This is a genomic window from Bacillus sp. MSP13, from assembly GCF_000815295.1.
GTDB classification, from domain to species: Bacteria; Bacillota; Bacilli; order Bacillales; family Bacillaceae; genus Bacillus; species Bacillus vallismortis.
This window is the reverse complement of the sequence record NZ_JXAQ01000011.1, coordinates 305,101-332,087: the sequence shown is the minus strand read 5'-3', so window position 1 is coordinate 332,087 and position 26,987 is coordinate 305,101. Positions and strand designations below refer to the sequence as shown.

General features: G+C 45.8%; 28 protein-coding genes and 1 riboswitch. Of the genes, 7 read left to right on the top strand and 21 right to left on the bottom strand.

Translation table 11 applies throughout. From position 1 onward, the window contains the following. Positions 1-38: 38 nt before the first annotated feature. On the bottom strand, positions 39-1,427 hold the full coding sequence (fumC, locus tag SC79_RS13835; RefSeq protein ID WP_039075548.1) for a class II fumarate hydratase: 1,389 nt from the start codon (positions 1,425-1,427) through the stop codon (positions 39-41). Between the two features lie 67 nt (positions 1,428-1,494). After that, positions 1,495-1,680 (bottom strand): YvzF family protein, encoded by a 186-nt coding sequence (locus tag SC79_RS13830; RefSeq protein WP_010330035.1) that lies wholly within the window; start codon positions 1,678-1,680, stop codon positions 1,495-1,497. Positions 1,681-1,798: 118 nt separating this feature from the next. Between SC79_RS13830 and SC79_RS13825 the strand changes: the two genes are divergently transcribed. Genes SC79_RS13825 through SC79_RS13815 form a run of 3 tightly spaced genes read left to right on the top strand, consistent with a single transcriptional unit; the run spans position 1,799 to position 5,431 of the window. Then, on the top strand, positions 1,799-3,247 hold the full coding sequence (locus tag SC79_RS13825) for a spore germination protein (RefSeq protein ID WP_039075547.1): 1,449 nt from the start codon (positions 1,799-1,801) through the stop codon (positions 3,245-3,247). After that, entirely contained in the window at positions 3,216-4,313 is a 1,098-nt protein-coding gene (locus SC79_RS13820; RefSeq protein WP_039075546.1) for a spore germination protein, read from the top strand. The genes SC79_RS13825 and SC79_RS13820 overlap by 32 nt, the downstream gene beginning before the upstream one ends. After that, positions 4,310-5,431, top strand: a complete 1,122-nt coding sequence (locus SC79_RS13815) for a Ger(x)C family spore germination protein (RefSeq protein WP_039075545.1) — start codon at positions 4,310-4,312, stop codon at positions 5,429-5,431. Before SC79_RS13820 ends, SC79_RS13815 begins: the two co-directional genes overlap by 4 nt. Before the next feature lie 7 nt (positions 5,432-5,438). Here SC79_RS13815 and liaR read toward each other — a convergent pair whose 3' ends face one another. The 11 genes from liaR to SC79_RS13760 form a co-directional block, all read right to left on the bottom strand. Further along, entirely contained in the window at positions 5,439-6,074 is a 636-nt protein-coding gene (gene liaR / locus SC79_RS13810; RefSeq protein WP_039075544.1) for a two-component system response regulator LiaR, read from the bottom strand. Then, positions 6,052-7,134 carry a two-component system sensor histidine kinase LiaS gene (gene liaS / locus SC79_RS13805; protein WP_039075543.1) on the bottom strand — a complete coding sequence of 361 codons (1,083 nt, stop codon included), beginning with the start codon at positions 7,132-7,134 and terminating at the stop codon, positions 6,052-6,054. Before liaS ends, liaR begins: the two co-directional genes overlap by 23 nt. Further along, a complete protein-coding gene (gene liaF, locus SC79_RS13800; RefSeq protein ID WP_039075542.1) occupies positions 7,131-7,856 on the bottom strand; it encodes a LiaRS two-component regulatory system accessory protein LiaF in 726 nt (241 codons plus the stop codon). Before liaF ends, liaS begins: the two co-directional genes overlap by 4 nt. 32 nt (positions 7,857-7,888) lie before the next feature. Next, positions 7,889-8,761, bottom strand: a complete 873-nt coding sequence (gene liaG, locus SC79_RS13795) for a LiaG family protein (protein ID WP_039075541.1) — start codon at positions 8,759-8,761, stop codon at positions 7,889-7,891. 100 nt (positions 8,762-8,861) lie between these two features. After that, entirely contained in the window at positions 8,862-9,542 is a 681-nt protein-coding gene (gene liaH / locus SC79_RS13790) for a stress responsive protein LiaH (protein ID WP_039075540.1), read from the bottom strand. 26 nt (positions 9,543-9,568) lie between these two features. After that, a complete protein-coding gene (gene liaI / locus SC79_RS13785) occupies positions 9,569-9,949 on the bottom strand; it encodes a cell envelope stress-induced membrane anchor protein LiaI (protein WP_039075539.1) in 381 nt (126 codons plus the stop codon). Positions 9,950-10,369: 420 nt separating this feature from the next. Continuing rightward, positions 10,370-11,638 (bottom strand): MFS transporter, encoded by a 1,269-nt coding sequence (locus tag SC79_RS13780; protein ID WP_039075538.1) that lies wholly within the window; start codon positions 11,636-11,638, stop codon positions 10,370-10,372. A gap of 169 nt (positions 11,639-11,807) precedes the next feature. Beyond that, positions 11,808-12,389: a cob(I)yrinic acid a,c-diamide adenosyltransferase gene (locus SC79_RS13775; RefSeq protein ID WP_039075537.1), complete on the bottom strand. Its 582-nt coding sequence runs from the start codon at positions 12,387-12,389 to the stop codon at positions 11,808-11,810. A gap of 21 nt (positions 12,390-12,410) precedes the next feature. After that, positions 12,411-13,742 carry an ABC transporter ATP-binding protein gene (locus SC79_RS13770; RefSeq protein ID WP_082022735.1) on the bottom strand — a complete coding sequence of 444 codons (1,332 nt, stop codon included), beginning with the start codon at positions 13,740-13,742 and terminating at the stop codon, positions 12,411-12,413. Further along, on the bottom strand, positions 13,742-14,803 hold the full coding sequence (locus tag SC79_RS13765; protein WP_039075535.1) for a FecCD family ABC transporter permease: 1,062 nt from the start codon (positions 14,801-14,803) through the stop codon (positions 13,742-13,744). The genes SC79_RS13770 and SC79_RS13765 overlap by 1 nt, the downstream gene beginning before the upstream one ends. Next, positions 14,766-15,710 carry an ABC transporter substrate-binding protein gene (locus SC79_RS13760; protein WP_039075534.1) on the bottom strand — a complete coding sequence of 315 codons (945 nt, stop codon included), beginning with the start codon at positions 15,708-15,710 and terminating at the stop codon, positions 14,766-14,768. The genes SC79_RS13765 and SC79_RS13760 overlap by 38 nt, the downstream gene beginning before the upstream one ends. Positions 15,711-15,815: 105 nt before the next feature. Then, a riboswitch (cobalamin riboswitch) is annotated at positions 15,816-15,954 on the bottom strand. Between the two features lie 155 nt (positions 15,955-16,109). Here SC79_RS13760 and SC79_RS13755 point away from each other — a divergent pair. Next, complete coding sequence (locus SC79_RS13755) at positions 16,110-16,901, top strand: SDR family NAD(P)-dependent oxidoreductase (protein ID WP_039075533.1); 792 nt, start codon at positions 16,110-16,112, stop codon at positions 16,899-16,901. A gap of 240 nt (positions 16,902-17,141) precedes the next feature. On the opposite strand, the gene SC79_RS13750 is transcribed toward SC79_RS13755, so the two are convergent. From SC79_RS13750 to sigO, 5 genes are all read right to left on the bottom strand, one after another. Next, a complete protein-coding gene (locus SC79_RS13750) occupies positions 17,142-18,020 on the bottom strand; it encodes an SMP-30/gluconolactonase/LRE family protein (RefSeq protein WP_039075532.1) in 879 nt (292 codons plus the stop codon). A 68-nt stretch (positions 18,021-18,088) separates the two neighbouring features. Next, positions 18,089-19,831, bottom strand: coding sequence for an ATP-binding response regulator (locus tag SC79_RS13745; protein WP_039075531.1), 1,743 nt, complete (start codon positions 19,829-19,831; stop codon positions 18,089-18,091). Next, a complete protein-coding gene (gene yvrH / locus SC79_RS13740; RefSeq protein WP_082022705.1) occupies positions 19,828-20,541 on the bottom strand; it encodes a two-component system response regulator YvrH in 714 nt (237 codons plus the stop codon). The genes SC79_RS13745 and yvrH overlap by 4 nt, the downstream gene beginning before the upstream one ends. 153 nt (positions 20,542-20,694) lie before the next feature. Beyond that, positions 20,695-20,931 carry a sigma-O factor regulator RsoA gene (gene rsoA, locus SC79_RS13735; RefSeq protein WP_010330057.1) on the bottom strand — a complete coding sequence of 79 codons (237 nt, stop codon included), beginning with the start codon at positions 20,929-20,931 and terminating at the stop codon, positions 20,695-20,697. Beyond that, positions 20,928-21,464, bottom strand: a complete 537-nt coding sequence (sigO, locus tag SC79_RS13730) for an RNA polymerase sigma factor SigO (RefSeq protein WP_082022734.1) — start codon at positions 21,462-21,464, stop codon at positions 20,928-20,930. The genes rsoA and sigO overlap by 4 nt, the downstream gene beginning before the upstream one ends. Before the next feature lie 201 nt (positions 21,465-21,665). On the opposite strand from sigO, the gene SC79_RS20120 reads away from it, so the two are divergent. From SC79_RS20120 to SC79_RS13720, 3 genes are all read left to right on the top strand, one after another. Next, positions 21,666-21,821 (top strand): YvrJ family protein, encoded by a 156-nt coding sequence (locus tag SC79_RS20120; protein ID WP_010330059.1) that lies wholly within the window; start codon positions 21,666-21,668, stop codon positions 21,819-21,821. A gap of 118 nt (positions 21,822-21,939) precedes the next feature. Continuing rightward, positions 21,940-23,097: an oxalate decarboxylase gene (gene oxdC, locus SC79_RS13725; RefSeq protein WP_039075528.1), complete on the top strand. Its 1,158-nt coding sequence runs from the start codon at positions 21,940-21,942 to the stop codon at positions 23,095-23,097. Between the two features lie 60 nt (positions 23,098-23,157). Then, positions 23,158-23,568: a regulatory YrvL family protein gene (locus SC79_RS13720; RefSeq protein WP_039075527.1), complete on the top strand. Its 411-nt coding sequence runs from the start codon at positions 23,158-23,160 to the stop codon at positions 23,566-23,568. 240 nt (positions 23,569-23,808) lie between these two features. Here the strand turns inward: SC79_RS13720 and SC79_RS13715 are convergent, their stop codons facing one another. Genes SC79_RS13715 through SC79_RS13705 form a run of 3 tightly spaced genes read right to left on the bottom strand, consistent with a single transcriptional unit; the run spans position 23,809 to position 26,894 of the window. Continuing rightward, positions 23,809-25,038: an ABC transporter permease gene (locus tag SC79_RS13715; RefSeq protein WP_039075526.1), complete on the bottom strand. Its 1,230-nt coding sequence runs from the start codon at positions 25,036-25,038 to the stop codon at positions 23,809-23,811. Further along, positions 25,031-25,720 (bottom strand): ABC transporter ATP-binding protein, encoded by a 690-nt coding sequence (locus tag SC79_RS13710; RefSeq protein ID WP_039075525.1) that lies wholly within the window; start codon positions 25,718-25,720, stop codon positions 25,031-25,033. Before SC79_RS13710 ends, SC79_RS13715 begins: the two co-directional genes overlap by 8 nt. Beyond that, positions 25,704-26,894, bottom strand: a complete 1,191-nt coding sequence (locus SC79_RS13705) for an efflux RND transporter periplasmic adaptor subunit (RefSeq protein ID WP_039075524.1) — start codon at positions 26,892-26,894, stop codon at positions 25,704-25,706. Before SC79_RS13705 ends, SC79_RS13710 begins: the two co-directional genes overlap by 17 nt. Positions 26,895-26,987: the final 93 nt, after the last annotated feature.

Here is a 26,987-nt window from a genome sequence, read left to right as displayed (position 1 = left end):
GAACGGCTGCTTCAACAGCAGCCGTTTTTTTCTGTCTATTACGCTTTTGGTTTTACCATATCTTCCGGCTTCACCATTTCGTTAAATTGCTCCTCTGTCAGCAATTCAAGCTTCAAAGCCGCTTCTTTCAGCGTCAATCCTTCTTTATGGGCAAGCTTGGCGATTTTCGCCGCGTTTTCATATCCGATATGCGGATTCAGCGCCGTCACAAGCATTAATGAATTGGACAGGTTTTCCTGAATGGTTTCTTTGTCAGGCTCAATGCCGACAGCACATTTATCATGGAAGGAAGTCATGCCGTCGCTCAGCAGCTGCACAGATTGCAGGAAGTTGTAAATAATCACAGGCTTAAACACGTTTAGCTCAAAGTTCCCCTGACTCGCCGCAAAGCCGATTGTCGCATCGTTCCCCATGATTTGGGCTGCAATCATTGTCAATGCTTCACTTTGTGTCGGGTTGACTTTACCAGGCATAATGGAGCTGCCCGGTTCATTTTCAGGGATGGCGATCTCCCCGATGCCGCAGCGAGGTCCGCTCGCAAGCCATCTGACATCGTTCGCGATTTTCATTAAGTCAGCCGCAAGCGCTTTTAACGCGCCGTGTGCATACGTGATTTCGTCATGGCTTGTCAGCGCGTGGAATTTATTCGGCGAGCTGGTGAACGCTTGGCCGGTCAGTTTTGAGATCTCTTCTGAGACAAGCTCTCCAAACTCTGGGTGAGCGTTAATTCCTGTTCCGACAGCCGTCCCGCCGATTGCAAGCGCACGCATTTTTTCTGTCGCTTCCAAAATCATTTCCTTTGAACGATCCAGCATGTAAACCCATCCGCTGATTTCCTGTCCAAGCGTCAGAGGCGTAGCATCCTGAAGGTGCGTGCGCCCGATTTTAACAATATCGTTGTAGGCTTTCGCTTTTTCATCCAATGTATGGCGAAGCTGGTCAAGCGCCGGCACAAGCTGCTCGTACACAGCCAAGACAGCGGCCACATGCATCGCAGTCGGGAATGTGTCGTTTGAGCTTTGGCTCCGGTTCACGTCATCATTTGGATGAATCGTTTGATCAGAGTTCTTTTCTTTTAATAGAGCAGTCGCGCGGTTGGCGACCACTTCATTCATGTTCATATTGCTTTGTGTGCCGCTTCCAGTCTGCCAAACGACTAGCGGGAAGTTATCATCGTATTTGCCTTTGAGCACATCATCACAAACCGCTGCAATCGCCTCCGCTTTTTCCGCATCCAAATTGCCAAGGCGTTGATTAGCGAGCGCTGTGCTTCGTTTTAATATTGCAAACGCCTTCACAACACGCATCGGCATTTTTTCAGAACCGATCTTGAAGTTCTCCTTGCTTCGCTGTGTTTGGGCGCCCCAAAATTTATCAGCAGGAACTTTCACTTCTCCCATGGTGTCGCGTTCAATTCTGTATTCCATTTATGTATCCCTCCATAACGGTTGCTTCACTAGATCATAATTCGCCAGTGACACAAAAAATCCTTTTTTATTTTTCTATCTTGGCTGATTTTAATTTTAATTCGAGATATACACGGGAATCCTTTGAATATTTGTACTTTGGATTCGTCCTGCCGTACTCCTTTGATGTATAGGAAACTTCGTAATTTTTTTCAAAAGATTTGATGAGCTGTTCGATTTCTTCTTGTTTTCCTGCAAGTCTTACCTGTGCCACTATTCATATCCTCCGCTTTCATAAAAAACTTCTGCCACGAAATACTGTAACACAGTATATCATTTTTTTAACAGGAAAAGATAACCTCTACTAAGGTTTTAGACAAGAGGTGACCTCGTTGGAACAAACAGAGTTTAAGGAATATATACACGATAATTTGGCATTGGTGCTTCCTAAATTAAAAGAAAACGATGATCTCGTAAAAAACAAAAAAATGCTCTCCAACGGGCTTGTTTTTTACTATCTGTATTTTAGTGAATTGAATGATCAGCATAAGGTTGCAGAATCGATAAAAATCTTAATTAAAGATGAGGAGACTCTCACACTTGACGAGGTCAAAAAACGACTTGACCAGCTAGATGCCAGACCCGTTAACACCGCGAAAAAAGCGGTTGAATCTATTTTAAGCGGCAATTGCGCTGTGTTTATCAACGGATTGGACAATGTCTATATTCTGTCTACAGGAAAGAAAAAAACGAGAAGTCTGGCAGAGCCGACAACTGAAAAAGTGGTTCGCGGCCCAAAAGTGGCGTTTGTAGAAGATCTCAATACAAATCTCGCGCTGATCAGACAACGAACCTCTCATCCGAAGTTAATCACCAAAAAAATCATGATCGGCGATAACAAGCTGAAACCTGCAGCCATTATGTACATAGAGGGAAAAGCAAAAAAGTCCGTCATAAAAGAAGTGAAAGCGCGGCTTAAAAATGTCCAGCTGGAGGATATCCAGGACAGCGGCACACTTGAGGAACTTATTGAAGATAATAAATATTCGCCGTTTCCGCAGATTCAAAATACGGAAAGGCCTGATAAGGTATCGTCGGCCCTGTTTAACGGCCGGGTGGCCATTTTGGTCGATAGTTCACCATTTGTCCTGCTGGTGCCGGTTTCTCTCGGCGTACTGATGCAATCACCGGATGACTACTACGAGCGCTGGATATCAGCATCCCTGATCCGGTTGCTGCGTTTTGCTTCTATCTTCATTACCTTGTTTTTGTCATCTATTTATATCGCGCTCGTGTCCTTCCATCAAGGGCTGCTGCCGACCGCGCTCGCCGTCACGATTTCGGCAAATAGGGAAAACGTGCCGTTCCCTCCGATATTTGAAGCTCTGCTAATGGAAGTAACCATCGAGCTGTTAAGGGAAGCCGGGCTCCGCCTTCCCAATCCGCTCGGCCAGACGATCGGCCTCGTAGGAGGTGTTGTTATCGGACAGGCGGCGGTAGAAGCGAGTCTCGTCAGTTCGATTATGGTGATCGTAGTCAGTGTCATTGCTCTTGCATCCTTTACCGTTCCTCAATATGGGATGGGCCTGTCTTTCCGTGTGCTGCGTTTTATTTCAATGTTTTGCGCCGCATTTCTTGGGCTGTACGGAATCATTTTATTTATGCTTGTCATTTATACACACCTAACGAGACAAACAAGCTTTGGATCTCCGTATTTTTCTCCAAACGGGTTCTTCAGTTTGAAAAATACGGATGATTCCATTATCCGTCTCCCAATTAAAAACAAACCAAAAGAGGCGAATAATCCAAATGAGCCAAAAACAGACTCCACTGAAACTTAATACTTTCCAGGGAATTTCGATTATCGCGAATACAATGCTAGGCGCCGGTCTATTAACATTGCCGAGAGCGCTGACGACTAAGGCCAACACCCCTGACGGCTGGATTACGCTCATTTTAGAGGGCGTTATATTCATTCTTTTCATTTATTTAAATACCCTCATTCAGAAAAAACATCAGTATTCTTCTCTGTTTGAATATTTGCGGGAAGGGCTAGGGAAATGGTTCGGCAGCATCATCAGCCTTTTGATCTGCTGTTATTTTATTGGGGTAGCCAGCTTTGAAAGCCGGGCGATGGCCGAAATGGTAAAATTTTTCCTGCTGGAGAGAACGCCGGTTCAGGTAATTATTTTGACATTTATCGCTTGCGGCATCTATTTAATCGTCGGGGGATTAAGTGATGTATCGCGATTATTCCCCTTTTATTTAACCGTTACGATTATTATTTTGCTGATTGTATTCGGGATCAGCTTTAAAATTTTCGACATCAATAATTTGCGGCCTGTTTTAGGTGAAGGATTTGGCCCCATTGCCAATTCACTTACTGTCGTCTCCATCTCGTTTTTAGGTGTGGAAATTATGCTGTTTCTTCCCGAACATATGAAAAAAAAGAAATATACATTCAGATATGCATCTTTCGGCTTTTTGATTCCTATTGTGTTATATATCATTACGTATATTATCGTTGTCGGGGCTTTGACCGCCCCTGAGGTGAAGACGCTGATCTGGCCGACCATTTCTCTCTTTCAGTCCTTTGAGCTCAAGGGCGTATTCATTGAGCGGTTTGAATCGTTTTTACTGATCGTCTGGATTATTCAATTTTTCACAACCTTTGTCATTTATGGCTATTTTGCCGCTAATGGGCTCAAGAAGACGTTTGGACTATCGACTAAAAAAAGCATGGTTCTTATTGGCGTCGCTGTCTATTACTTCTCGCTATGGCCTGGTGACACAAATGAAGTCATGATGTACAGCGATTATCTCGGGTACATTTTCGTCGGCCTGTTTGTGCTCCCTTTCATTCTCTTTTTCATCGTCGCTCTCAAAAGGAGGATTACAGCAAAATGAAGATCCGGATTTTAAGTATGGTCATGTGCGTTCTATTGCTGTCCGGGTGCTGGGACAGCCGGAACATCGAGGAATTAAGCTTGGTAATTGGTGTGGGCTTAGATAAGCCGGATGATAAAAATTTAGAACTGACACAGCAAATTCTCGTGCCGAAAAAGATCAGCACCAAGGAAGGCTCTCCACCTGATCCAACACAGCTTTCTGTTACAAAGGGTGAAACTGTCCATCAAATGATCAGAACATCGGCATTAAAGCATAACCCTACGTTTCCTCAGCATTTGCGAGTCATTCTTTTTTCCAAGGACGTCATTTCTGACAATATCGGTATGGACGCGCTGATTAACCAGTTTGTCAGAGACAACGGGACCCGGCGAAGCTCGTATGTCTTTGTGACCGATGGCCGCACGAAGGATATATTTAAGATGAGTGATGGAGGAGAGCCCGCATCTAATGTGATTTATGATCTGACAGGAAATAATAACGTGACCATTAGAATGATGAACCCTGTTACATTAGGGGAAGTGTCGGAGCATTTGACTTCTGATGATTCGTTTCTCATCCCGCATGTCGGTGAGGAAAATGGCAAGCTTGCGATTAACGGGGCTTCCATCATTAAAAACAAATTTTGGGTGCGAAATTTAACACCGGGAGAAATTCAAAATATTAACTTATTTACAGGCACAGTCGAGGGCGGTGTGATCGACTTGAAGCACAAAGGCAATTTTTTTTCTTATGAAGTGTATTCAAGTAATCGCAAGATCAAAACAATCTACAAAAACGGAAAGTTCAAATTTATCGTGACACGCAATATTGAAGGGCGTTTATCCGAGGACTGGAACCCCAATGAAGATTCGTTTAAGGATTCATATATAAAGGAGATTGAAAAGGCAGTCGCCAAACGATTAAATCAAACCGTAACATCGTTTATTACAGGCAAGCTTCAAAAAGAGATCAAAGCAGACGTAACCGGTCTGGGAAACGAGGTCAGAATTCATTATCCTCAAAAGTGGAAAGAAATAGCGAGAAAATGGGATGATGAATATTTCAGCAATGCGGAAATCGACTATCGCGTTAATGTCATTATCAGAGACTTTGGGACAAAAGGCGCTACCAAATAGCATTCGCCTATTTGACTAGATTGTTTCGGTGGGCGTACACCGCGGCCTGCGTCCGGTCACTGACATCCAGCTTTGATAGTAGATTGGTGATATGGGTTTTGACTGTTTTAATGGTGATAAACAGTTCTTCGCCGATTTCTTTGTTTGTCTTTCCTTCTGCGATCAGGCGGAGAATTTCGAGCTCCCGTTTTGTCAGTGATTCATGCGGGAGCGCGTGTTGACCTGAGTGGCGCAGCCGGGACAATACTTTTCCCGCCACTTTTGATTCCAGCTTGGGCTCTCCCTTGCTTGCCGCGCGGATCGCATCGGCGATATCCGCCGCTTTTGAAGTTTTCAATAAATAGCTGAGCGCGCCCGCTTCAATGACCGGATACACTTTGTCATCATCTATAAAGCTTGTGAGTACAATAATTTTTGGATCAGGAAGCTGCCGGCAAATTCGCTTTGTGGCTTCAATTCCATCCATGCCCTCCATGACAAGATCCATTAAAATGACATCAGGCGACAGTTCGGCAGCAATCCGCACGCCTTCGCGGCCGTCAGACGCTTCACCGATGACTTCAATATCAGGCTGCGCCTCTAAAAAAGCCGCGAGCCCCATTCTGACCATTTCATGATCATCAATCAATAATACTCGAATCACGTTCGTTCTCTCCTTTTTCTTCCGGGAAAATCGGAACCTTCACTTCGATTTGTGTACCTTTTCCTTCTACTGAAATGACTTCGGCTACCCCGCCGATTTCGCTTGCGCGCTCTTTCATAGAGTTCAAGCCATATGAGGATGCTTTCACCTGATCCATTGTAAAGCCTTTTCCATTATCAATGACCTTCAGCCGGAGCTGATTGTTCTTTACGCCCAGAATGACGGATACCTTTGAGGCTTTTGAATGTCTGAATACATTTGAAAGGGCCTCCTGAACGATCCTGAACAAATGGTCTTCCATCCCCTTGGATATCGGCGTGTCCTGAATATCCCACTCAATTTCCAGCGGCTGTTTCTTCCGGAACTCGTCCAAAAGCTCCGTAAGCCCCTCTTTCAATCCTTTTCCTTCCAGGGTAACAGGCCTTAAATGAAGCAGCAGCGCCCTCATTTCATTTTGGGCTTCCCCTGCCATATGCTCGACCAGCTTGATCCGTTTGACCGTTTTATCGTCAGCATCCTTGACGTGTTCCAATACAGCCGATGTCATCATCGATATCGCAAAGAGCTGCTGGCTGACCGCATCATGAAGATCTCTTGCCAATCGCTGGCGTTCTTCTGAAATCACCGATTTCTTCATTTGCGCCTGCCATTCCGCGCGTTCATTGGAAAGTTTCTGCAAGGAAGCGACTTGAAGCTCCACGCGCTTCGCCATTTCATTCAGCTGATCGGCGGCCAGGCCGATTTCATCATCTCCAAGCGGCGGTATTCGATAAGCGAAATTGCCGTTTTCAAAGGTTAAAATCGATTCGACTAATGTATCAACCCTTGTTTTCAGCCTGTTGCCGTACATATACCCCGAGGCAAAACCAACCGTCACGCTTATCAGCAGCAATATCAGGATAAACGGAATTCCAAACCAGCTTGACGACAGCAAAACAAGCGGATCGAGCCGATAATATACCATCATAAAGGAGATCATGCAGGCAAAAAGGAGCAAACTGATTCCCGTTGTCATGCGGATGGCGCGCCACTGGAGGCTGGCAAGCTGTTTTTTTCTCATACGTACTTCACATCCACATCACCGATAAATAAGGAGACGGATACCTTCACTCGGCGCTTTGATTCGCTGAAATCAGGTGACACGGCATATACCTTCGTGCTTAAACCGCTTTTCTTCGAGCCGATCAGATTAATATCACCGATAAAAACGGCCGAGCTGACAGCCACTTCAAGGTCTGACGGCACATAAACATCAACGTTTCCAATGACGCCGCTAATGACGATTGTACTTTCTCCTTCGGGAATCATCGCTTTAGACAAGTCGATTTTGATATCTCCGATAAAACCGGAGATATTGAGATCATTCAGGTCAAACGGCTGCTTCATCATTTGCAGCTCCCCGATAAAAAAGCTGCGCATGTCGGGATGTTTCTCATCTTTTGGCGGCTCGTGCCGTTCTTTTTTAGTGAGATCGACCCGTTTCTCATTCGGTTCAAATATCGGTTTTCCTTTGATAAGCCTATAGCCGGCGTAAATCAGAAAGGCGGCAAACGCATAGCCGAATAAATTAAAGGTGATGCTGAAGAGGTTTTTCAAAAATAAGAATGCGGCAAAGATGTACATGACGGAACCAAGCCAATCACGGGAATATTTTTTCAAGAAATAGCCGGCAATCAGAAAAAAGAGCGGCCAAAACAGCAGATCGCCTATTCCGATAATTTGCAAAAACATGCTGATGCCGAATAAAGCAATGATCAATCCGAGAAGCTGTTTTTTTGTCATTCCTGGTGTCCGCCTCCTTTCTTCTGCCTGTGCTACCGTATCGTTAGATCCCCGCTGTCCGTTTTGATATCGATTGGATGCTGGCCGCTTCCTTGCGAGCCTGTGATGTGATGTTCTTCTTTATGTGCTGTATCAGCAAATGAATACGGCGAACTGACGTCACCACTCGATGATTTCGCGTTGACTGTAAAGCTGCCGCTTTCGGGAAGGCTCAGACCAGCGTCACCGCTTGTCAGCGTGACAGATACAGGACCCGATACCTTTTTCAGTGCGGCATCCAGGTCTCCGGAAGTCAGCTTCACATCAAGAGAGCCGGAGACATCAGCCAGATTGACGTCTCCGGAAGCTGAGTCAATGCGGGCTGTGTTGGAGACCGTATTTGACATGGTGACATCACCGGATGATCCCTTTACTTTCATCTCTTGAGAGCGGACATTCGTCACGCTCATATTTCCGCTCGCAGATGCCGCGTTCAGCCCGGAAAGCGCCAGACGCTGATTCCCGTCCACTGATATGTCCCCGCTTGAAGTTCGCACCATCAGATCCCCTTTATAATCATAAGGAAGCCGGACGACAAGAAAAGAACGGTTAAATCCACTCAAAAACTGAAACTCTTTTTCCTTTGCGTCCAGCTCCAGTTTCCTTCTGCTTTCAGTGACAAATAATTTTCCGGAGTCTCCTGAAATGCCTGCCGATATGTCATTTCGTTCTTCCGCTATGATTTGGACATCCTTGGTGTCCGACTCAATGACCACGCTATCGATGTCCCGCGGCGATGCGCTGGCTGAATCGGCTTCAGTGCCGCTTATGAATCCCAAACCTGCAGCAAACACGTCTTTTACGATGACGCCAAAAAACACAAGAATACCGGCAGTGATTAACAGTTTGCCCAACATTTTTTTCATTCGATTTCATCCTTCTCATTCATTCTATTATAAAGGAAAAGCCTGTGAATTGATACGTGCGGAAGGGAAGGACTTGACCGCGAATCCTTCCCCGTCCTGTTTATTCATTTGCTGCTTGTGATGTCTGATCTGATTTTTTCAGTGAGAGCGCCCTCATATGTTCAATCTCCGCCTCCACTTCGTCTGCAAATTCTTTGCGCGTGAGTTCTGTGCCGGCTTCAGCTGACTTTGAATCATTCGCGCGAATCTCCATTTCCTCAATGCGGTTTTCAATGCGCAAAAATTCACGATACGCGCTTTCGCTGTCCATTTTGTCAAATGTCGTATTCATATGCTCTTTTGCTTTTGCCGCATTGGCCCGGGCAATCAGCGCCTGTTTTTTATCCTTTACGTCCTGCAGCTTAGTTTCGAGCGCAGCCAGCTGTTCTTTCAGGTCAGCAAGCTGACTGTTCGCTTGTTCATACGATGCTTTATGCTCAGCCGCCTTCCCTTCTAAATATTTCATTTCAGTCAGCGCCTTTTTCGCCAGGTCTTCTTCACCTGCGTCAAATGCGAGCTGCGCCTGTTTTTTGCGTTTGCCAGCCACTTCAGCTGCTTCTTCATATTTTTTCTTAAATTGATAGGTAATCGTGTGCTGTTTTACAATGGTTTGTTTTGCTTTTGCAATGTCACTTTCCATATCACGGACATATTGATTCAGCATCACCTTCGGGTTCTCCAGTTTATCAAGCCCTTCATGAACTGACGCAACAAACATATCTCTCATTCTTTTGAATACCATACCTAATTCCTCCTTATACACTGATATTATTTTTTCTTCAAAAATTCTTCCCACTCGGCATCAAAGTGAGATTGGTAGGCAGCCGAAGACGGTTCAGGATCAAAAGATGATGCATCGTTATCAGCTGATCCGTTTTTCATCAGCTTCCAGCCGTAATACACCATTGCTGCCGCCAGTGCGAGCCCGACAATAAATGGAAGTGAACAAATGAGCATGACCGCTCCGATACCGCCCACGATGATTCCTGTGATGGCTTTTCCTGCTGCAAATCTTTTGATTCCTGCGTATGTCATCAAGGCGCCGATGGCAAGCGGGATGATAAAGCCGAAGCTTCCTCCTCCAAAAAAGACGGAGATCCCAAATACAATGAATAAGAATCCGCCGATCGTTTTCATATTTATCTTCATGCAGATCCTCCTTTCGTTTTCCTTGTCTTCATCTTAAACAAATTGGCATTTGCGCAAAACGAATCAGAGATTGATTTTGATATAAGACCGGAGTCGTATTTTGTGCCGGACCCACAGACATAAAAAATACGCCATGCGCGAGGCATGGCGTTCAGATTGTTGACAAAATCCTAAAACGGTTTTCGTTTTAGATTTTGTCATCTTTTCAGCGTGATTGAAAACCCTTGAAGTCTAGGAAGGACGAGCATTGGAGCAGACTTTCACAGGATGTGATGACGGCGGCGTTTAGGCAGGACGCCTAAGCATTTAGCCGCCGTTCCTTTCGTCATTCGTGAGCACCAACGCGCAGGACTGACAACGAATGCGAGGGTTTGTCGACACGCTGAACGCCATGCGCGAGGCATGGCGTTTCAAAATCCTTTATAGATGAACACTTGCTTCTCTTTCTTTGACCAAATCGGCCTGTTCTGCTTTGGCCAGCTTTGTAAACAGCAATATGCCGATACCCGCGATAATTTCGACAATTCCTCCGGCAGCAATCACAGGTCCTGAACCAAAAGCGTTTGCGGCGTACCCGCAAATGACAGCTCCGGCAGGAATCGAAATATTTGAGATCATATGTATAACGGCGTAGACTTGCGGCTGATCCTCACTGTCCACAGATGTCTGGATAATCGTGTACTCAGGAACATTAACAGCACTGACTGCGGCGCCAAAGGTAAACGCAGCGAGAAAAACGAGCGGCAAAAAGGTATTCATCCCGGTAATAGAGAATGCAATCCCTTCCACAATGCCGGCAGTTACAAATAGCAGGCCGTACCTGTTTACTTTGACTTTCGCCAGCACAAACCCCAATAAAAACGCGCCTGCGGCGGTGGTGGCCTTTAAAAGTGAGTAAACGATCGGCTGGCCGTTTAAATCTTCCGCCACGTAAACGGCTGAGAGAGCTTCCCAAGGGGCAGCCGCAAAATTCATAAAGATACAGTAAATCGCGAGCGGATATAAAATCTGATGTTTTCTGACGAGCGTAAAACCGCGTTTCAGCCTGCCGATATATGTGCCTCTCTGCGCAACGGCAGCAGACTCAGACTGAGATTTAACCGCAGTGTACTTAATAAAAAGGACGAGAAAGCCAGAAACCAAATAAAGCACAAGTGCGATCAGCATCGTATAAGCAGGGCTGACAAATGTCAGAATAGCGCCGCATAACGTGACAGCTCCGAGCCGGACAACCTGAGCGGAGGACTGCAGCACAGCATTTGCTTTTTGGATGCCCTGTTCATTTACAATTTGGGGAATTAAAGCTATGGAGGCGGGATTGTAGGCAGCCCCTGTAGCAGAATGCACAATCATTAGCGTCATGACAAACCACAGCGGAGAAAAACCCGCAAAATGACAAAGAGGAATAATCAAGACAATCGCAGCCCTTGTCAGATCTGAAAAGTACATCCAAAATTTCAGCGTATTCTGCTTCATGAAAGGACCCGTCACAGGCGCCAGCACAGCTTCCGGCAAAAAGGTGACAGCAATCAATAATGCAGTTCCGATCGCGCCTTTGCCGCCATAAATTAAGAACCATAATATCGAATTAAATGCGAACATATCGCCGGATATCTTGACTATTCTTGAGAAAAAAAGATAATTAAAATTTCTCTTCCAGATGCTATCACTTTCAATTAAATTCACCATCCATCAGAGCCCCCCCACTGCCTATTTTTTACATCTATTTTTAACAATATCTCATTTTTCCATTTTTGAGTCAATAATTCATAAGGTTCATTTTTTGTCGTAATATGGGAGATTGACAGAATGAAAAAAACCGGCATGTATCGAACACGCCGGCTTCCGTTTTTTCTCTTTATGATTCGCTGCTGTTTCGATCCCGAAACACAATAGCGCTTCTTTCATATTCCACATCGGCTATGCCGCTTCTCACATTCACAACCCGTGCAGCCGCAAAGAAATAATCGGAAAGACGATTGAGATAACGCAGCACTGTTTCATGAATCTCCTCCGATTTCATCAGCGCCGCCACTCGGCGTTCCGCCCGCCTCGTAATGGTGCGCGCCGCATGGAGAAGCGCAGCGCCCTTCGTTCCGCCCGGGAGAATAAATTTCTTTAGTTCCGGCGCTTCTGCAGTATAGGCATCAATGCGCGTTTCTAAAAAGAAAACGGATTCTTCCGTTAATGTATAGTCTTTTCTTTCTGTGACGATTGCCAGATCGCCACCGCAGTCAAACAGCTCATGCTGGATGGTGAGCAGCTCGGCTGTCAAATCCTCAAAGCCGGGCTGTCCGGATAGCTCTGCCAAAGCAAGCCCGACAAAGCTGTTCAGTTCGTCGATCGTGCCATAGCTCTCGACACGCAGGCTGTCCTTGCCGGTTCTGCCTCCGACTAAGCTTGTTTGGCCCTGATCGCCTGTTTTTGTGTATAATTTCATGCTTACGTCTCCTTTACAGACTTATTCAAGCAGCTTTGACGCTTCTTTTACACATTCAGCTATGCCGACCTGTATCAATTGATTCAGCCGTTGATGATCTGTGTTTTTAAATGGCTGAGTTTGTGTCGCAGCGATGAGAATATCCCCCTCTGCCCGTCTGTCTCCCAACACTTTCACACGTTCTGCTTCAGCAGCCATAAGAGCTTTGACGAAGAATTGATCTGCCGCATAGCCATTGATCAAAATCCAGATCGAAAAGCCAGTCATGACGCAAATACATACGGATAACTCCCCATCCTCATACGTTCGATACACCAAACGGTCAAGCCTTCCCGAAGAAGCCATCGCACAGGTTTCCGGCAGATGAAAACCGTTTTCCGTTAGGAAGGCTGTAAGCCCTCCGATAGGATCTGCCTGAACGGGAAGCCGTTTATGGATCAGCGTTCTGCTCCATGAAAACCCTCCACCGACAGGCGCGGAGGACAGGGTACGAAGCGGAATTTCCGTTTGCACCAGAACGGCATCGCGCCTCGCTTGCAGCAAAGCCTCAAATGGGATAGACAACTGCTTCACCCTGTCTTGTTCAGGCTGAATCGCAATCATCGGTGTAGGTGAGCTGTGATGGACCAAAGCGGTGACATCTGTATCGTACACCGCCTTGATGTGAGGTTCTGTGACAGCATACTCCGGTTTTTGCTTAGGTCCGGCTGTACCGTTTTTCATAAACAAGAGCTCATCACAGTACAGGCTTGCGGTGTTCAAATCATGAAAAACGCTGACAGCCGTCAATCCGTTTTCTTTTGTCAGGCGTTTGATGAGATCCAGCAGGTCTTTTTGATAAGCCAGATCGAGAAAATTTGTCGGCTCGTCCAGAAATAAAATACGCGGCTGCTGCGCCAAAGCTTGGGCCAAATACACCCGCTGCTGTTCTCCTCCGCTTAAATCACGAATCGATTGTTGCGCAAAAGCGGCCACTCCTGTTTGCTCCATTGCTTCCTGTACAATGGCTTGATCTTTTTCAGTCTGCTGTTTGAACAGCCCTGTCTGGAATGGGTATCTGCCAAAGGCTACCGTTTCTTGAACGGTAAAGGTAAAGGCTTGATCCGTTTTTTGCGGCAGGACGGCCATAATTTGCGCCAGTTCCTTTGGTTTATAGTCCGACAGCGGTTTGCCAGCCAAATAAACGCTGCCTTCCTTGGCCGGCAGCGTGCCTGTCAGCAAGTGCAGAAGCGTCGTTTTTCCGCTTCCATTAGGGCCGAGAATACCGAGAAATTCGCCCTGATCTACTGTTAAGCTGACATTGTTGATCAGCCGCCTGTCTCCGTATCCTCCCGACAGCCTTTCTGCTCTCATCATAAGCTTTTCCCTCCGCGATGCTGCCGAATTAAAATAAGGGCAAAAACAGGCGCCCCCGCCAGGGACGTAATGATCCCGATCGGCAGTTCAACCGGCTCAATGATCGTTCTGGAAAGCAGATCGGCTAAAACGAGAAAACCAGCTCCGAGCAAGGCGGACAGCGGCAGTAAATGCCGATGGTCCGTTCCCCACAAAAGCCTTGTAATATGAGGAATGACAAGACCGACAAATCCGATCGTGCCTGATACAGCCACGGCGCTTCCCGTCAAAAGAGAGCCAGCTATTAAAATCTGCATTTTTTTCTGCTGAACGCTGACTCCGAGAAGCTTTGCTTTGTCTTCTCCATATGTCATCACGTTCAGCTCTCTTCCGTTTATGATCAGTAAAATCGTTCCCAAAAGAAAAAACGGGAGGAACAGAACAACATAGCTCCAGCCCCTCATCGAAACGCTGCCAAGCAGCCAATGCACAATCGGCAGCAGGTTGTCTCCTGTCAGGGCAATGATAAGAGAAATAAACGCGCCCATAAAAGAATTGATGATGACACCGGTCAAAATGAGGGTGGAAACAGACATCGAAGCATGAACGAGGCGGCTGAAGGAAAGAACCGCCGCCATCGTGACAAGTGCCGAGGCTACACTCACAAGCGGGAGTGTAAACCCTCCGATGACAGGAAGCTGCAAGCCGAAGAACAGGGTCACAACCGCTCCGACTGAAGCACCGGATGATACACCGAGCGTGTATGGGTCGGCAAGCGGATTTTTCAACAGCCCCTGAAAAGCAGCCCCCGCGATAGAAAGAGCCGCCCCCACAAGGGCGGCCAGCACAACTCTAGGAAATCTGATATTCATCATAATATTGGTGTACATCGGATCATCAGGGCCGATAGAGCCGCCGAAGCCTTCATGCCACAAGACACGAAGGATAGCGGAAATAGGAATTTGCAGGCTGCCGCAAGAAATGCCTAACATGATGCTCACAGCTAAAAATGAAAAACTGATGATATATGCGGCAAAACGGTTATTCCTTAAACGTATCCGGGTAAATGCTTTCCGCAAGTTCTTCGACCCCTTCGATCAGACGGGGACCGGAACGTGTCACGAGATCAGGGTCTACATCATACACGCGATGATGTTTCACAGCATTGATTTCGCTCCAGCCATCACGTTTTTCCACTGCTTTCGCTTCCACTCCGTCTGTTGTCACGATAGCATCCGGATTGAGTTTTACGATCGCCTCGTCTGTCATTTGCACCCAGCCTGTTTGGTCTGCCGCTGCGTTTTTAGCATGGATGACATTCAGCATTTCATGCATAAACGTGTCTTTCCCTGTTGTGTAAATGTCGGGAGCAGGAGAAACCTCGATAAATACGCTTTTCTCCTCATCTTTTGAAATGGTTTTCGCTTTTTCTTGAATATCCTGCAAATCCGATTTCATGCTTTTTACGAGCTGATCGGCCTGTTTCTCAGCCCCGGAAGCTTCTCCGATCATTTCGATTGATTTGTAGACCTCGGAAAATGATTGCGCATCATTGACAGTCAGCACGGTGATGCCCGCGTCCTTCAGCTGTTTGATGGCATCCGCTGACGCTGACATGGAAGACTCGTGGGCAAGAACGAGATCCGGCTTAAGAGCAATGACTTTCTCAACGTTTACATTCATATCTCCGACCTTCTCGACCTTTTGGACTTCTTTCGGATATGTATCGTTTTTGGTGACACCGACCACTTTTTCACCGAGACCGAGAGCGTATGTGATTTCTGTGTTGCTCGGCATTAATGAAACAATCTTTTCCGGCTCCTTTTTGATGGTCACATCTTGATTTGACGCATCATCAATGGTGACAGGGAACGCTTCTGTCTGTTGCTTTGCCTTGGAATCCTTCTGATCTGCCGTATTCCCGCAGCCTGCCATCATAACGGCAGCCAACAGAAGCGCAGTCCATATTCCAGCTAATTTTTTCATGATCTTTCCTCCTAAGTGAACTAAAAAAAGCATCCCTACGATGGTAAAGATGCTGTAAACAACACAAAAAAACCTATTGTTTACACATCATCTGTCCTCGCAGACTTCGTGCTGATCAAACAGGCAGGTATCCTGGCTCTTGGCGTATGGCCAATTACAGTGGCGGGACCGCACCGGCTTTTACCGGTTTCCCTATTAAGCCGGCTGTTGTTCACGGACCGGCACCCATTCGACATTCGTATCCTTTTTTCGGAGTAATTATACTATATGACTGACAGGCTTGTATATGCGTCCTGAATGACTTTTCCCCCGGTATGTGTATGGAAGCAAAATCCTCGTAAACACTAAATTTATTCTTGTATACTGAATACCATCATCTATTAAAAGGAATGATTTCTTATGGATTTACAACTAAAAGACAAACTCGTCTTCATCACCGGCTCGACTTCCGGCATCGGGAAAGCAACGGCAAAAAGCTTTCTGCAAGAGGGTGCCGCAGTGATTGTCAACGGACGCAAACAGGAGACTGTCAATCGCACGGTCGAAGAGCTAACTGAATACGGAACGGTGCACGGTGCGGCTGCCGATTTGTCAAAAATAGATGAAGCAGCGGCACTTATTGAAAAAGTTAATGAAATCGGTGATATCGATATCCTTGTCAACAACCTTGGTTTCTTCGAGGTAAAAGACTTTGCCGATGTGACAGATGAAGAGTGGAATCAATATTTTGAAGTGAATGTGATGAGCGCGGTGCGGACAAGCCGCCACTTCCTTCCAAAAATGCTTGCCAAAAACAGCGGCCGCATTTTAAATATCGCAAGTGAAGCAGGCGTCAAACCGCTTCCAACAATGATTCCATACTCCATGACAAAAACGGCGCTGATCAGCCTTTCAAGAGGCATGGCTGAAATGACAAAAGGCACGAATGTAACGGTCAACTCAGTGCTTCCGGGACCTACTTGGACAGAGGGCGTGGCATCCTACATGGAAGGCGCCGCACAAGCTGCCGGGCAGGATACAGATACATTCATCAAAGACTATTTTAACGTCAATGAGCCGACTTCTCTTATTCAGCGATACGCGACAGCAGAAGAAGTCGCCAACACAATCGTCTTCCTCGCATCAGGCGCCGCATCCGCCATTAACGGCACGGCACAGCGTGTAGAAGGCGGCATTATCCGTTCTCTGTAATATGCAAAAAACGCATCCGTGTTTCGGATGCGTTTCAGCGTGTCGACAAACCCTCGCATTCGTTGTCAGGCCTGCGCGTTGGTGCTCACGAATTGCTACATTCGCTGTGCTCCAATGCTCGCCCTTCCTAGACTTCAAGGGTTTTCAATCACGCTGAAAAGATGACAAAGTCATAAAACGAAAACCGTTTTATGACTTTGTCAATAATCTGAAACGCATCCGTGTTTCGGATGCATTTTTTTATACATCTCCAGCGAAGGAAACCGGCTGGTATCCGCCTGTTTCCAGTTTTGCTGAAAACAGTCCTCCCGCGTGAGGCTGCTTGTATCTTTCCGTCTCTGTCATTTTTTCTGTCGCCGTTGTGATGTAAAGGGTTTTTAAGTCTCTGCCGCCGAACGCGCAGCATGTGACGTATTTGGCCGGCACGCTGATTGAATCGATTTCTTTCTGCTGAAACGGGTCAATGTGAACAACGCGGCTTCCGCCAAACAGTGCCACCCACAGCATGCCGTTTTTGTCGATTGTCATGCCGTCCGGCAATCCGTCCGTTTGACCAAACCGATAGACGGATTCTGGGTTTGAGATATCTCCGCTTTCAGGGTCGTAGCTGTAGCGCACAACCTCCTGCGTCGGCGTGTCGATGTAATACATCAAATTCCGCTCGCGGTCCCAATCCAAACCGTTCGAGATTGAGACTTGGCCTTTGATTTTGACAAGACTGCCATCTGGATCCAATCGGTATAGCGAGGCCTGTTTTTGTTCGCCTTCCATGCTCATCGTCCCCGCCCAAAGCCTTCCGTACGGATCACATTTCGCGTCATTAAAACGCAGGCTCTCACGCATGTCCTTCGGCTGTTTGATTTTCTCCAAGCTGTCATCCTGAAGATCGTATAGGTAAAACCCATCCTTCATCGTCATCATCAGTTCGTCCTTTGAATATTTCGCAAGCGCCGTCACAAAGGAGTTGAACTTGATTGACCGGTTGATTTTTTCTTCAGGGTCGAAGATGTGGAGCTCACTCCCTAAGATATCAACCCAATATAAACGTCCGTTTTCTTCATCCCATAATGGGCCTTCACCAATGACTGCCCGAGTGTCTGCTTCCAATACTGCATCCATGTTTTACACCTCTTTAGCTTCAGTCTATATATTCTTATTCCCGGCTAAGACGCGGCCAAACCACATGTTTATTGCTTTTCGAAAAGGATGGTAATGACCGTTCCCATATTCATTCTGCTGTTCACATGAATCGTCCCATTATGCAGATGGACAAGCTCCTTGGCAATGGCGAGTCCGAGGCCCGTTCCGGCAGATGAATCTTTTGTGTTCGTCCCCCTGTAATAACGGTTAAACAAATGGGTGATCGTTTCTTCATCCATTCCCTTCCCATTGTCCTTCACTTTCAAGGAAATATGATTTTTCGTTTGTTCGAGAAGAACCTGAATCTCTGTTCCTTTGTCGTTGTGCTTTACCGCATTCCCAAGAAGGTTTTCTAATATACGCCTGAACCACGCTTCATCCAGCGCAAATTCAATATGCTCTTCTTTGGACACAAAGGAGATATCATACCCTTCAGAAAACGGATTTTTCTTGAAATCTTCAATGACATTTTTAAAAAACGGGATCAGGCTTGTCAGATTTCTCTTGATAGGAAGGGCATCATTTTTCAGCCGATACGTTAAATTTAAATCTTCAATCAGCTTGGACATGTATTCAGATTTTTCTCTGACAACCTGTCCCATTTCTTTCACTTCTTCCGGCGACCAGTCATATTGCTTAGATTCAAGCATCATGCTGTAGCCGTAAATGCTGCTGAGCGGCGTTTTTAAATCGTGCGACAAACCGGCAATCCATTCTTCTCTTGTCGCCTGGATTTTTTCTCTATTTCGCTTATCCCGTCTCAGCGTTTCAGTCAGCTGATCCATCGATTCAAAAATCTCACCGAAGAAGCGGTACGGCTGTTTGATTTTCCCCTTTTTGTTTTTGCTGACAGGAAGGCCTTTTCGGTTTTTCGGCTCCTCGAGCTTTCCTTTTGATAGATTGACCAGCCATTTAATGGTGTGAAAAATCGGCAGCCCGAAGCGGAACATATACCAAACCGTCATCCAAATGATATACAGGAACAGAACAGCCATAATCAGGAACATCGCCTTTAAAACAACCTTCAGAAATGATTTGTTAAACTCCTGATCGGTGACATAGACAGGGTTTGGCACCGTAGCGACCATCCATCTGTCTTTATCGAGGATCTTAACGGAAATTTCCCGCTTATAGTTCCACGGTTTAGAGCTGTATTTGAGCAGCTCCAGCTGGTTCATCATTTTTCTTTCGCTTTTTGTGCCGTTGACGCTGTCCAGAATGTTTCCATTGCTGTCCAATAGGTAAATGGCCCCTTTTTCCTTCTTGATATAGTCGATGGTACTTGATTGATAATGTGCTGGAGCGTCTATTTCTTGTTCACGCTTTCCAATGGAAGTCAGCAGCTGTTCGCTTTTTAGTTTCCAGCCCGATAATAAAAGATAGGACTTGTCTTCAATATTGATGGCCCAATAATTCACCTTATAATGATTGAGCTTTTTGGTTTTATAAATCGATAAAAGCTCTTTCTTGGCATGGGTTTTGGGCACGTCTTTCGGCACACTGTAGGAATAAACGGTCTTTCCTTTGGAATCAATGATTTGCATCCAGCCGTCCTGTTTATCGACAGATTTCTTCAGAAAATTATCCACTTCCCATGTCCCGTCTTCATTTACATCGAGATATGCCTCAAGTGTGTCGGTCGTTGCCTTCGTCAGTCCTGAATTGGATTCCGCGTCGCTAAATCGCGAATCTAAATAGAAAAACGAAGCAACCAGCATAACCGTGAGCAGCAGGATTACAATCAGCATCTGCCCGAAAAAATGGAACAAAAACTTCCATCTTAACCTCATGACCGCTTGCCTTCAGGATTCGGGATAAAACGGTATCCGAGACCGCGAACCGTTACAATATACTCCGGATTGCTCGGATCACGCTCAATTTTTTCCCTGAGCTTGCGGATATGAACCATGACGGTGTTGTTGTCGCCGTAGGAAGGGTAGCCCCACACTTTTTCATAAATTTGATCCTTCGAAAGCACCACATTAGGGTGTTCACAAAAATACTGCAAAAGCTGCAAAAGCTGGGCTGAACAAGCGACGGCTGCACCGCCTACAATCAGCTCGGCATTTTGCGGAGAAAATGTAAAATAATCATATGTATAGGTTTGGTTTGAATTCGTTTCTTTCGACTGATATGTGCGCTTAAGATGCGCTCTGATCCGCGCCGCTAATTCCAGCGGATTAAATGGTTTTGTGATATAGTCATCAGCCCCAACCGCAAAGCCCGACAATTTGTCCGCGTCGGATGATCTTGCCGTCAGGAAAAAAATCGGAGCCTCTGAATACTCTCTGATCATTGTGCAGGCTTCAAAACCGGACATTCCGCCCATCATGACATCCAGCACGATCAAATCTACCTTATTGGCCTTCACAACCGGAATCGCTTCCTCTGCGCTTGCCGCATCCAGTAAATTTCGATAACCTTCTTTTTCGAGAACGCGTTTGATCATATCCACAATCGCTTTCTCATCGTCTACGATTAAAATTGATGCATTTTCCACTTTTATGTTCCTTTCTGTCACTGTTTTTTTCATCTTATCATTATATCGATTATTTTTGGTACATTTTTGAATACAGTCGTCTTGCCTTGGCAGGACAAATAAAAAACGGGAACGTGGCAGTTCCCGTTTTTCGTATGTTCAGATGATAAATGATTATGAGTTCTCGTCTACCATATACAAAATAAACTCCCAAAACCCCGGAACGTCCTGACACAAAAGCATATCAGCCTTTTCAAACATCTTAATCCTCAGCTCTTGCTCTAAATCTTCTCTTTCTTGAAAGGACGTATTGCTGAGTTTTTTTCTGATCATCGGTGAAAAGCATGCAATCAGATGTTCAATGTCATACATGTCGTCTTTTTGTTTCTTTTGATCAAACTGGCCGTTCACAGCTTACTTTCCCCCTTTTTTTGCGCCGCTAGCTGCTTTCTGATATTCTCAAGCCCCTTTTTATGAATGTTAGAGATGTTTTGCCGGGACTCCCCTAGCGAATCTGCAATCTCCTGCATCGTGGCACCGTGAAGATAGACTTTCGTCAGCACGCTTTTTTGTTTGTCAGTCAGCTTCTGGATCGCTTGGTAGAGCTGATAATCCTGGACGTGCTGGCTCAGATCATCCTGCAGGTCTAAAAACGCTTCAAACGCATCGCTTCCCGTTTCAGAAGGAAGCCGTTCCCCCGCTTCCGGATGATCGACCGTCAGCGGATACCGTTTTTGGTTTTTACGCACCCGCTTATCAAAATCAATAGAAAAGATGCGAATCATTGAATTCATATACTTGACGATGCGGATTTCCTTATAAAATTGCTTGAATTGCTCGTCCAGTGATTTTGCATCTTTCTCGTTCGGGCTTTCCATGACGTTTTTGAACAAACGGTAATGCTGAGGATTGCTCAAAAAATGCTTCACGATGGGATGCTTCATTATCTCCTTACATTTTGATCGCAAAAGACCTTGATAGTCCATCAAACCGCCTCCCTATAAATTAAATGAAAGAAAGCAAAAAAAAGTAAACTACTACTTTCTGACTAGCGCTTGCCTTCATTACGCCAGCCGCAGTTTACGTTTTCATGGATTTCTTTCACTTACATACATGACTGCAAAAAAAGAAGGGAGGTATTTTCCATGGATCAGGTTTTTATAGAAGAAGTCGTAAAACAGATCGGCAATCTAGGGTTTCCTGCGCTGATTGCAATGTACCTGCTGACCCGATTTGAGAAAAAGTTCGATCAGCTTATCGAACTGATGACAGAACTGAAAGATCAGAAAGCAAAAAAATAATTTTTAATCGAAGTTGACTTTTCACTGTTTTTTTTCACTTAACAAGACAGAAGGGAAAACGAAAGGCCTTTCACCTTCTCTTGCAGTATCACATTTCAATTTTAAGGAGGAAACATTCATGAAAAAACAAAACGACATTCCGCAGCCAATCAGAGGAGACAAAGGAGCAACAGTAAAAATCCCGCGTAATATTGAAAGAGACCGCCAAAATCCTGATATGCTTGTTCCGCCGGAAACCGATCACGGCACCGTCAGCAATATGAAGTTTTCATTCTCTGATACTCACAACCGATTAGAAAAAGGCGGATATGCCCGTGAAGTTACCGTACGTGAGCTGCCGATTTCAGAAAACCTTGCTTCTGTCAATATGCGGCTGAAACCAGGTGCCATTCGCGAGCTGCATTGGCATAAAGAAGCCGAGTGGGCTTATATGATTTACGGACGTGCAAGAGTTACCATTGTGGATGAACAGGGCCGCAGCTTTATTGATGATGTAGGCGAAGGAGATCTTTGGTACTTCCCGTCAGGCCTGCCGCACTCCATTCAAGCGCTGGATGAAGGAGCCGAGTTCCTGCTCGTGTTTGACGATGGCTCATTCTCTGAAAACAGCACGTTCCAGCTGACAGATTGGCTTGCCCACACGCCTAAAGAAGTCATTGCTGCAAACTTTGGCGTCACACAAGAAGAGATTGCCAATTTGCCGGGCAAAGAGAAATATATATTTGAAGAACCAGTCCCAGGATGTTTGAAAGATGACATTGTAGAAGGGCCGAACGGCGAAGCGCCTTATCCGTTTACTTACCGCCTTCTTGAACAGAAACCAATTGAATCAGAGGGAGGAAAAGTATACATTGCAGATTCTACAAACTTCAAAGTGTCTAAAACGATCGCATCCGCGCTCGTAACAGTGGAACCAGGCGCCATTCGCGAGCTGCATTGGCATCCGAATACGCACGAGTGGCAATACTACATCTCCGGCCAAGCAAGAATGACCGTTTTTGCATCTGACGGCCATGCGAGAACGTTTGACTACCAAGCCGGTGATGTTGGGTATGTTCCGTTTGCAATGGGGCATTACGTTGAAAACACTGGAGATGAACCGCTAGTCTTTTTAGAGATCTTCAAAGACGACCACTATGCCGATGTATCTTTAAACCAATGGCTTGCAATGCTTCCTGAGACACTTGTTCAACAGCATCTTGAATTAGGCAAAGACTTTACCGATATCCTTTCAAAAGAAAAACATCCGGTTGTGAAAAAGAAATGCAATAAATAAAAAACTGCCAGCCTGCAGAGAGCGTTCGTTCTCTGCAGGCCTTTATAAGGAGATAAACCCGTGAAACATCAAATGTCTTCAAAACGATTATTGCGGCTCTCTATAAAATACTGTTTGGCCGCGGCGGCAGTGGTGTTGACCTATTTTACCGTCATCTATATATTGTTTTCCATAGCAGGAACGAGCTACCGCTCAGCGGCTCATGTCCTGCTTTTTACCGTGTTATTTCTTGTCCTCGGCCTATTCTTAGAACCATTGGAACGCCTGATGATACATAGCTTTACATTTTTCAAGACAGACAAACGCTTAATCATTCTTCTTGCCGGCATCGTACAGCTGCTGTTTTTGTGGATGACGGCCCATACGACAGACCAATTGATGAGTGACATTTGGCTGTCCACTACAGAAGAAATGATCGTCGCAGCCGTTTTTCTAATTTTAGACAAATGCAACTCAGCTCTTCCAAGCTAAAAAAAGAACGCATTCCAAATGGATGCGTTCTTTCAGATTGTTGACAAAATCCTAAAACGGTTTTCGTTTTAGGATTTTGTCATCTTTTCAGCGTGATTGAAAACCCTTGAAGTCTAGGAAGGACGAGCATTGGAGCACAGCGAATGTAGCAATTCGTGAGCACCAACGCGCAGGACTGACAACGAATGCGAGGGTTTGTCGACACGCTGAAAGAACGCATTCCAAATGGATGCGTTCTTTTTATTCATAGCGTAGCGCGTCTACAGGCTGAAGCTTCGATGCCTTGATGGACGGAAGCAAACCGAAAATAATGCCGACTGCCATTGAAAAGATGAGTGCTCCGACCACAGCTGGAACGGAGACGATAAAAGGCATTGGAAAAACGACAGTCAGCAGCTTAGCGATGCCGAAGCCCGCCAGCACACCGAGTATTCCGCCAATGCTTGTCAGCACGACCGCCTCGGTTAAAAATTGAAATAAAATCACACGCCGCTTAGCACCTAGCGCTTTTTTAATTCCGATTTCCCTCGTGCGCTCCGTAACGGAAACGAGCATGATATTCATAACCCCAATGCCGCCGACCAATAGTGAGATACTGGCGATTCCGCCAAGCAGCAGTGCAAATGACTGATTAAAGGACTCCACTTCCTGTGCGATCTCCTGAAGATCCATCACACTATACTCTGCTTTTGCCAACTCAGCATCTGACAGTCCTTGGTTTAAAAGATCAGCAGCCATTACGCCGGCTTCTTGGATATGTTCAGAAGAATCGGCCTGCACAGCGATTTGTGTCGGCGCGTCAAATCCTTCGATAAGCGGCCACACCTTTTTCGGCACGTACATAACCGGGTTCGCGTAATCACCTTCAAACATGCTTTCCTGCTGATTTTTTTCTGTAAAAACACCTGCAACCTTAAACGGCACACTATTCATCTCAATCTTTTTATGCAGAGCGTCTCCGTCTGGAAACAGTTCCTCTCTGGCGGCTTCATTGATCATCACCACTTGGTGTGTGCTGTTCAATTCATTTTCCGCCAGCTTCCTCCCTTCGGTTATACGGACTGGGAACATATCAAAGTAGTCACCGTCAACTCCGTACACTTGGGGGTACGAAACGTTTGTCAAATGAAACACGCTCGAACCTTCAGACAAGTAATATAAGGATAATCCTTTGACCATAGGATCAGATGTAATCGCCTTTACTGTTTCGTCAGTGACAGGCGGCGCGGACGTGTACGAAACCTGATAGCCGACGCTCTCCTCTTCTCCGCCCGACGGCTGGTAGACAACATTGATCGCGTTATTTCCCATGCCGATCATGCTTTGCTTTAATTGTTCGCTTTGGCCCTTCAGCATCGACACAATCGCAATAATTGCCGCTATGCCGATAATGACACCGAGCATGGTCAGAATGGATCTTAATTTATGAGAGAAAATGGATTGAAAGGAGATTCGAATATGCTCAAGCATGGCTGATATCCCCTCTCTCATCTAATATCAATTCTCCGTCTCTGATAAAAACGGTTCTGTCAGCTTTTTTGGCAACATCCGGGTCGTGGGTAATCATAATAATGGTCTTGCCTTCCCGATGCAATTCAGAAAACAGCGACAAAATTTGTTCGCTTGATTTGGTATCTAGCGCCCCGGTCGGTTCATCAGCCAAAATAAATCTCGGCTGATTGACTAAGGCTCTCGCGATCGCCACCCGTTGCTTTTGCCCGCCTGACAGCTTCGGAGGCTTGTAGGAGACCCTGTTTTTTAGTCCGACCTTTTCCAGCGCTTCATAGGCTCTCTGCCTTCTCTCTTTTTTCTTCACTTTATTGTAGATCATCGGCAGCTCGACATTTTGCAGCGCGGTGAGACGCGGCAGCAGATGAAAGGTTTGAAACACAAACCCGATTGATTCGTTGCGGATTTCGGCTAAGGCACCGTCTTTCCCTTTCAAAATATCGATCTGGTCAAGCGTATAGGTTCCAGAGGTTGGCCTGTCCAAACAGCCGATGATATTCATTAACGTTGACTTTCCAGAACCCGAAGGCCCCATAATCGCCAGAAATTCGCCGGCTTGGACCGTCAGATTAATATGTTTCAAGATCGGAACTTCTTCTTTTCCCAGCTTGTACGATTTTGAAATATTATTCAGTGTCAGCATTGACTGTAACCTGCTTTCCTTCCTTGACCGCGGGATCAGGATAGATCACATAATCGTCCGGCGTCAGGCCGCTCTTAATCTCCACCATGTCATTTTCATCAGTGTCCCCGATTTCAACAGGCTGCTTGACCGCTTTCTGATTCTCATCCGCTTTCCACACGTACGGTTCGCCATCATCCTGAATGACCATGTCGGACGGCAGCTTAATCGCGTCCGCATCAGCCTCATCGCTCATCACCTCGATGTTGACATGATAGCCGACTTCGAGACCTTTATGGCTGTCTAATAAAATGGTGAATGGATAGTTAGAGGATTGAGGGTTCATTTCTTCTTCAGCATAACTTTCTTCCTCACCCTCGCCTGTTCCCGCTGGAAGCTTGCCGATCGAGGTGACCTTTCCTTTCCACTCGCCTTCACCGCCTGTTTTCAGCGTGACTTTGACTTTGCTGCCTTTTTTCATTGTGTCCATTAACAGCTCGTTGATTTGGCTTTTGACTAGATATTTGCCCGTGGAAACAATCTGGATATACGGTCCTCCTGCCTGATCGCCCGTTGCCCCGTCAGCAATATCCTGATTGACGATTTGAACGATCCCGTCATGCTTGCTTGTTATGACATTGGAGCCTTTGTTTTTCGTAAGGGCTGACAGCTCTTTTTGATGCTGCTTCAACTCAAGCTGGCTTGTTTTTAAATCGAAGTTGGCCTGGTCAAGCTCATCTTGCAGCTGTGATTTCTCTTCTTTTCCGGCTGTTTTCAGCTGTTTTTCCGTTTCCGTTATTGATTTTTGCAAACGGCTGATTTGCAGGTTAGTCATTTCGATTTGCAAATTGGCTTGCTCCACTTCGTCAGAGTGATCCTCGCCCTCATACTCAAAAAGTTTATCGCCCTTTTTGACCTGATCGCCTTCTTTGACGTATGTTTTTTTTATGCTGCCTTTTTCTGAATCAATATAGACTTTCTGCTGTTTCTCAGGTTCAACCTTTCCGGAAAACGTTTGGCCTGATTCTGAGTCTCCCCCCATGTATACCGCTACCGATTCAGCATAGGGCTCTGATGATACGGCCATTTGGTTCATGTGGGTAAAAACGTAAACACCGCCGGCGCCGATCCCTGCCAATACAAGCACACCGGCACATATCGCACCGGCAATAAGCCATTTTTTCTTCTTGGACACAACGATCTCCTCTTTCTGTAAACTATGTAATATTTTCGAAACATTCTAACCAATATTATCTATTAATTCAAAAAGACTTGCAATCTTTTTATG

Excerpts from the sequence above, each read along its gene's own strand:
- SC79_RS13760 (WP_039075534.1), bottom strand. The coding sequence starts at position 15,710 with ATGAAAAAATTAGCTGGAATATGGACTGCGCTTCTGTTGGCTGCCGTT.
- SC79_RS13815 (WP_039075545.1), top strand. The coding sequence starts at position 4,310 with ATGAAGATCCGGATTTTAAGTATGGTCATGTGCGTTCTATTGCTGTCC.
- liaH (WP_039075540.1), bottom strand. The coding sequence starts at position 9,542 with ATGGTATTCAAAAGAATGAGAGATATGTTTGTTGCGTCAGTTCATGAA.
- liaI (WP_039075539.1), bottom strand. The coding sequence starts at position 9,949 with ATGAAGATAAATATGAAAACGATCGGCGGATTCTTATTCATTGTATTT.
- SC79_RS13770 (WP_082022735.1), bottom strand. The coding sequence starts at position 13,742 with ATGAGAGCAGAAAGGCTGTCGGGAGGATACGGAGACAGGCGGCTGATC.
- liaF (WP_039075542.1), bottom strand. The coding sequence starts at position 7,856 with ATGACAAAAAAACAGCTTCTCGGATTGATCATTGCTTTATTCGGCATC.
- SC79_RS13745 (WP_039075531.1), bottom strand. The coding sequence starts at position 19,831 with ATGAGGTTAAGATGGAAGTTTTTGTTCCATTTTTTCGGGCAGATGCTG.
- liaS (WP_039075543.1), bottom strand. The coding sequence starts at position 7,134 with ATGAGAAAAAAACAGCTTGCCAGCCTCCAGTGGCGCGCCATCCGCATG.
- liaG (WP_039075541.1), bottom strand. The coding sequence starts at position 8,761 with ATGAAAAAAATGTTGGGCAAACTGTTAATCACTGCCGGTATTCTTGTG.
- SC79_RS13755 (WP_039075533.1), top strand. The coding sequence starts at position 16,110 with ATGGATTTACAACTAAAAGACAAACTCGTCTTCATCACCGGCTCGACT.
- SC79_RS20120 (WP_010330059.1), top strand. The coding sequence starts at position 21,666 with ATGGATCAGGTTTTTATAGAAGAAGTCGTAAAACAGATCGGCAATCTA.
- SC79_RS13715 (WP_039075526.1), bottom strand. The coding sequence starts at position 25,038 with ATGCTTGAGCATATTCGAATCTCCTTTCAATCCATTTTCTCTCATAAA.
- SC79_RS13775 (WP_039075537.1), bottom strand. The coding sequence starts at position 12,389 with ATGAAATTATACACAAAAACAGGCGATCAGGGCCAAACAAGCTTAGTC.
- SC79_RS13710 (WP_039075525.1), bottom strand. The coding sequence starts at position 25,720 with ATGCTGACACTGAATAATATTTCAAAATCGTACAAGCTGGGAAAAGAA.
- fumC (WP_039075548.1), bottom strand. The coding sequence starts at position 1,427 with ATGGAATACAGAATTGAACGCGACACCATGGGAGAAGTGAAAGTTCCT.
- SC79_RS13780 (WP_039075538.1), bottom strand. The coding sequence starts at position 11,638 with ATGGTGAATTTAATTGAAAGTGATAGCATCTGGAAGAGAAATTTTAAT.
- sigO (WP_082022734.1), bottom strand. The coding sequence starts at position 21,464 with ATGAAGCATCCCATCGTGAAGCATTTTTTGAGCAATCCTCAGCATTAC.
- SC79_RS13750 (WP_039075532.1), bottom strand. The coding sequence starts at position 18,020 with ATGGATGCAGTATTGGAAGCAGACACTCGGGCAGTCATTGGTGAAGGC.
- oxdC (WP_039075528.1), top strand. The coding sequence starts at position 21,940 with ATGAAAAAACAAAACGACATTCCGCAGCCAATCAGAGGAGACAAAGGA.
- SC79_RS13820 (WP_039075546.1), top strand. The coding sequence starts at position 3,216 with ATGAGCCAAAAACAGACTCCACTGAAACTTAATACTTTCCAGGGAATT.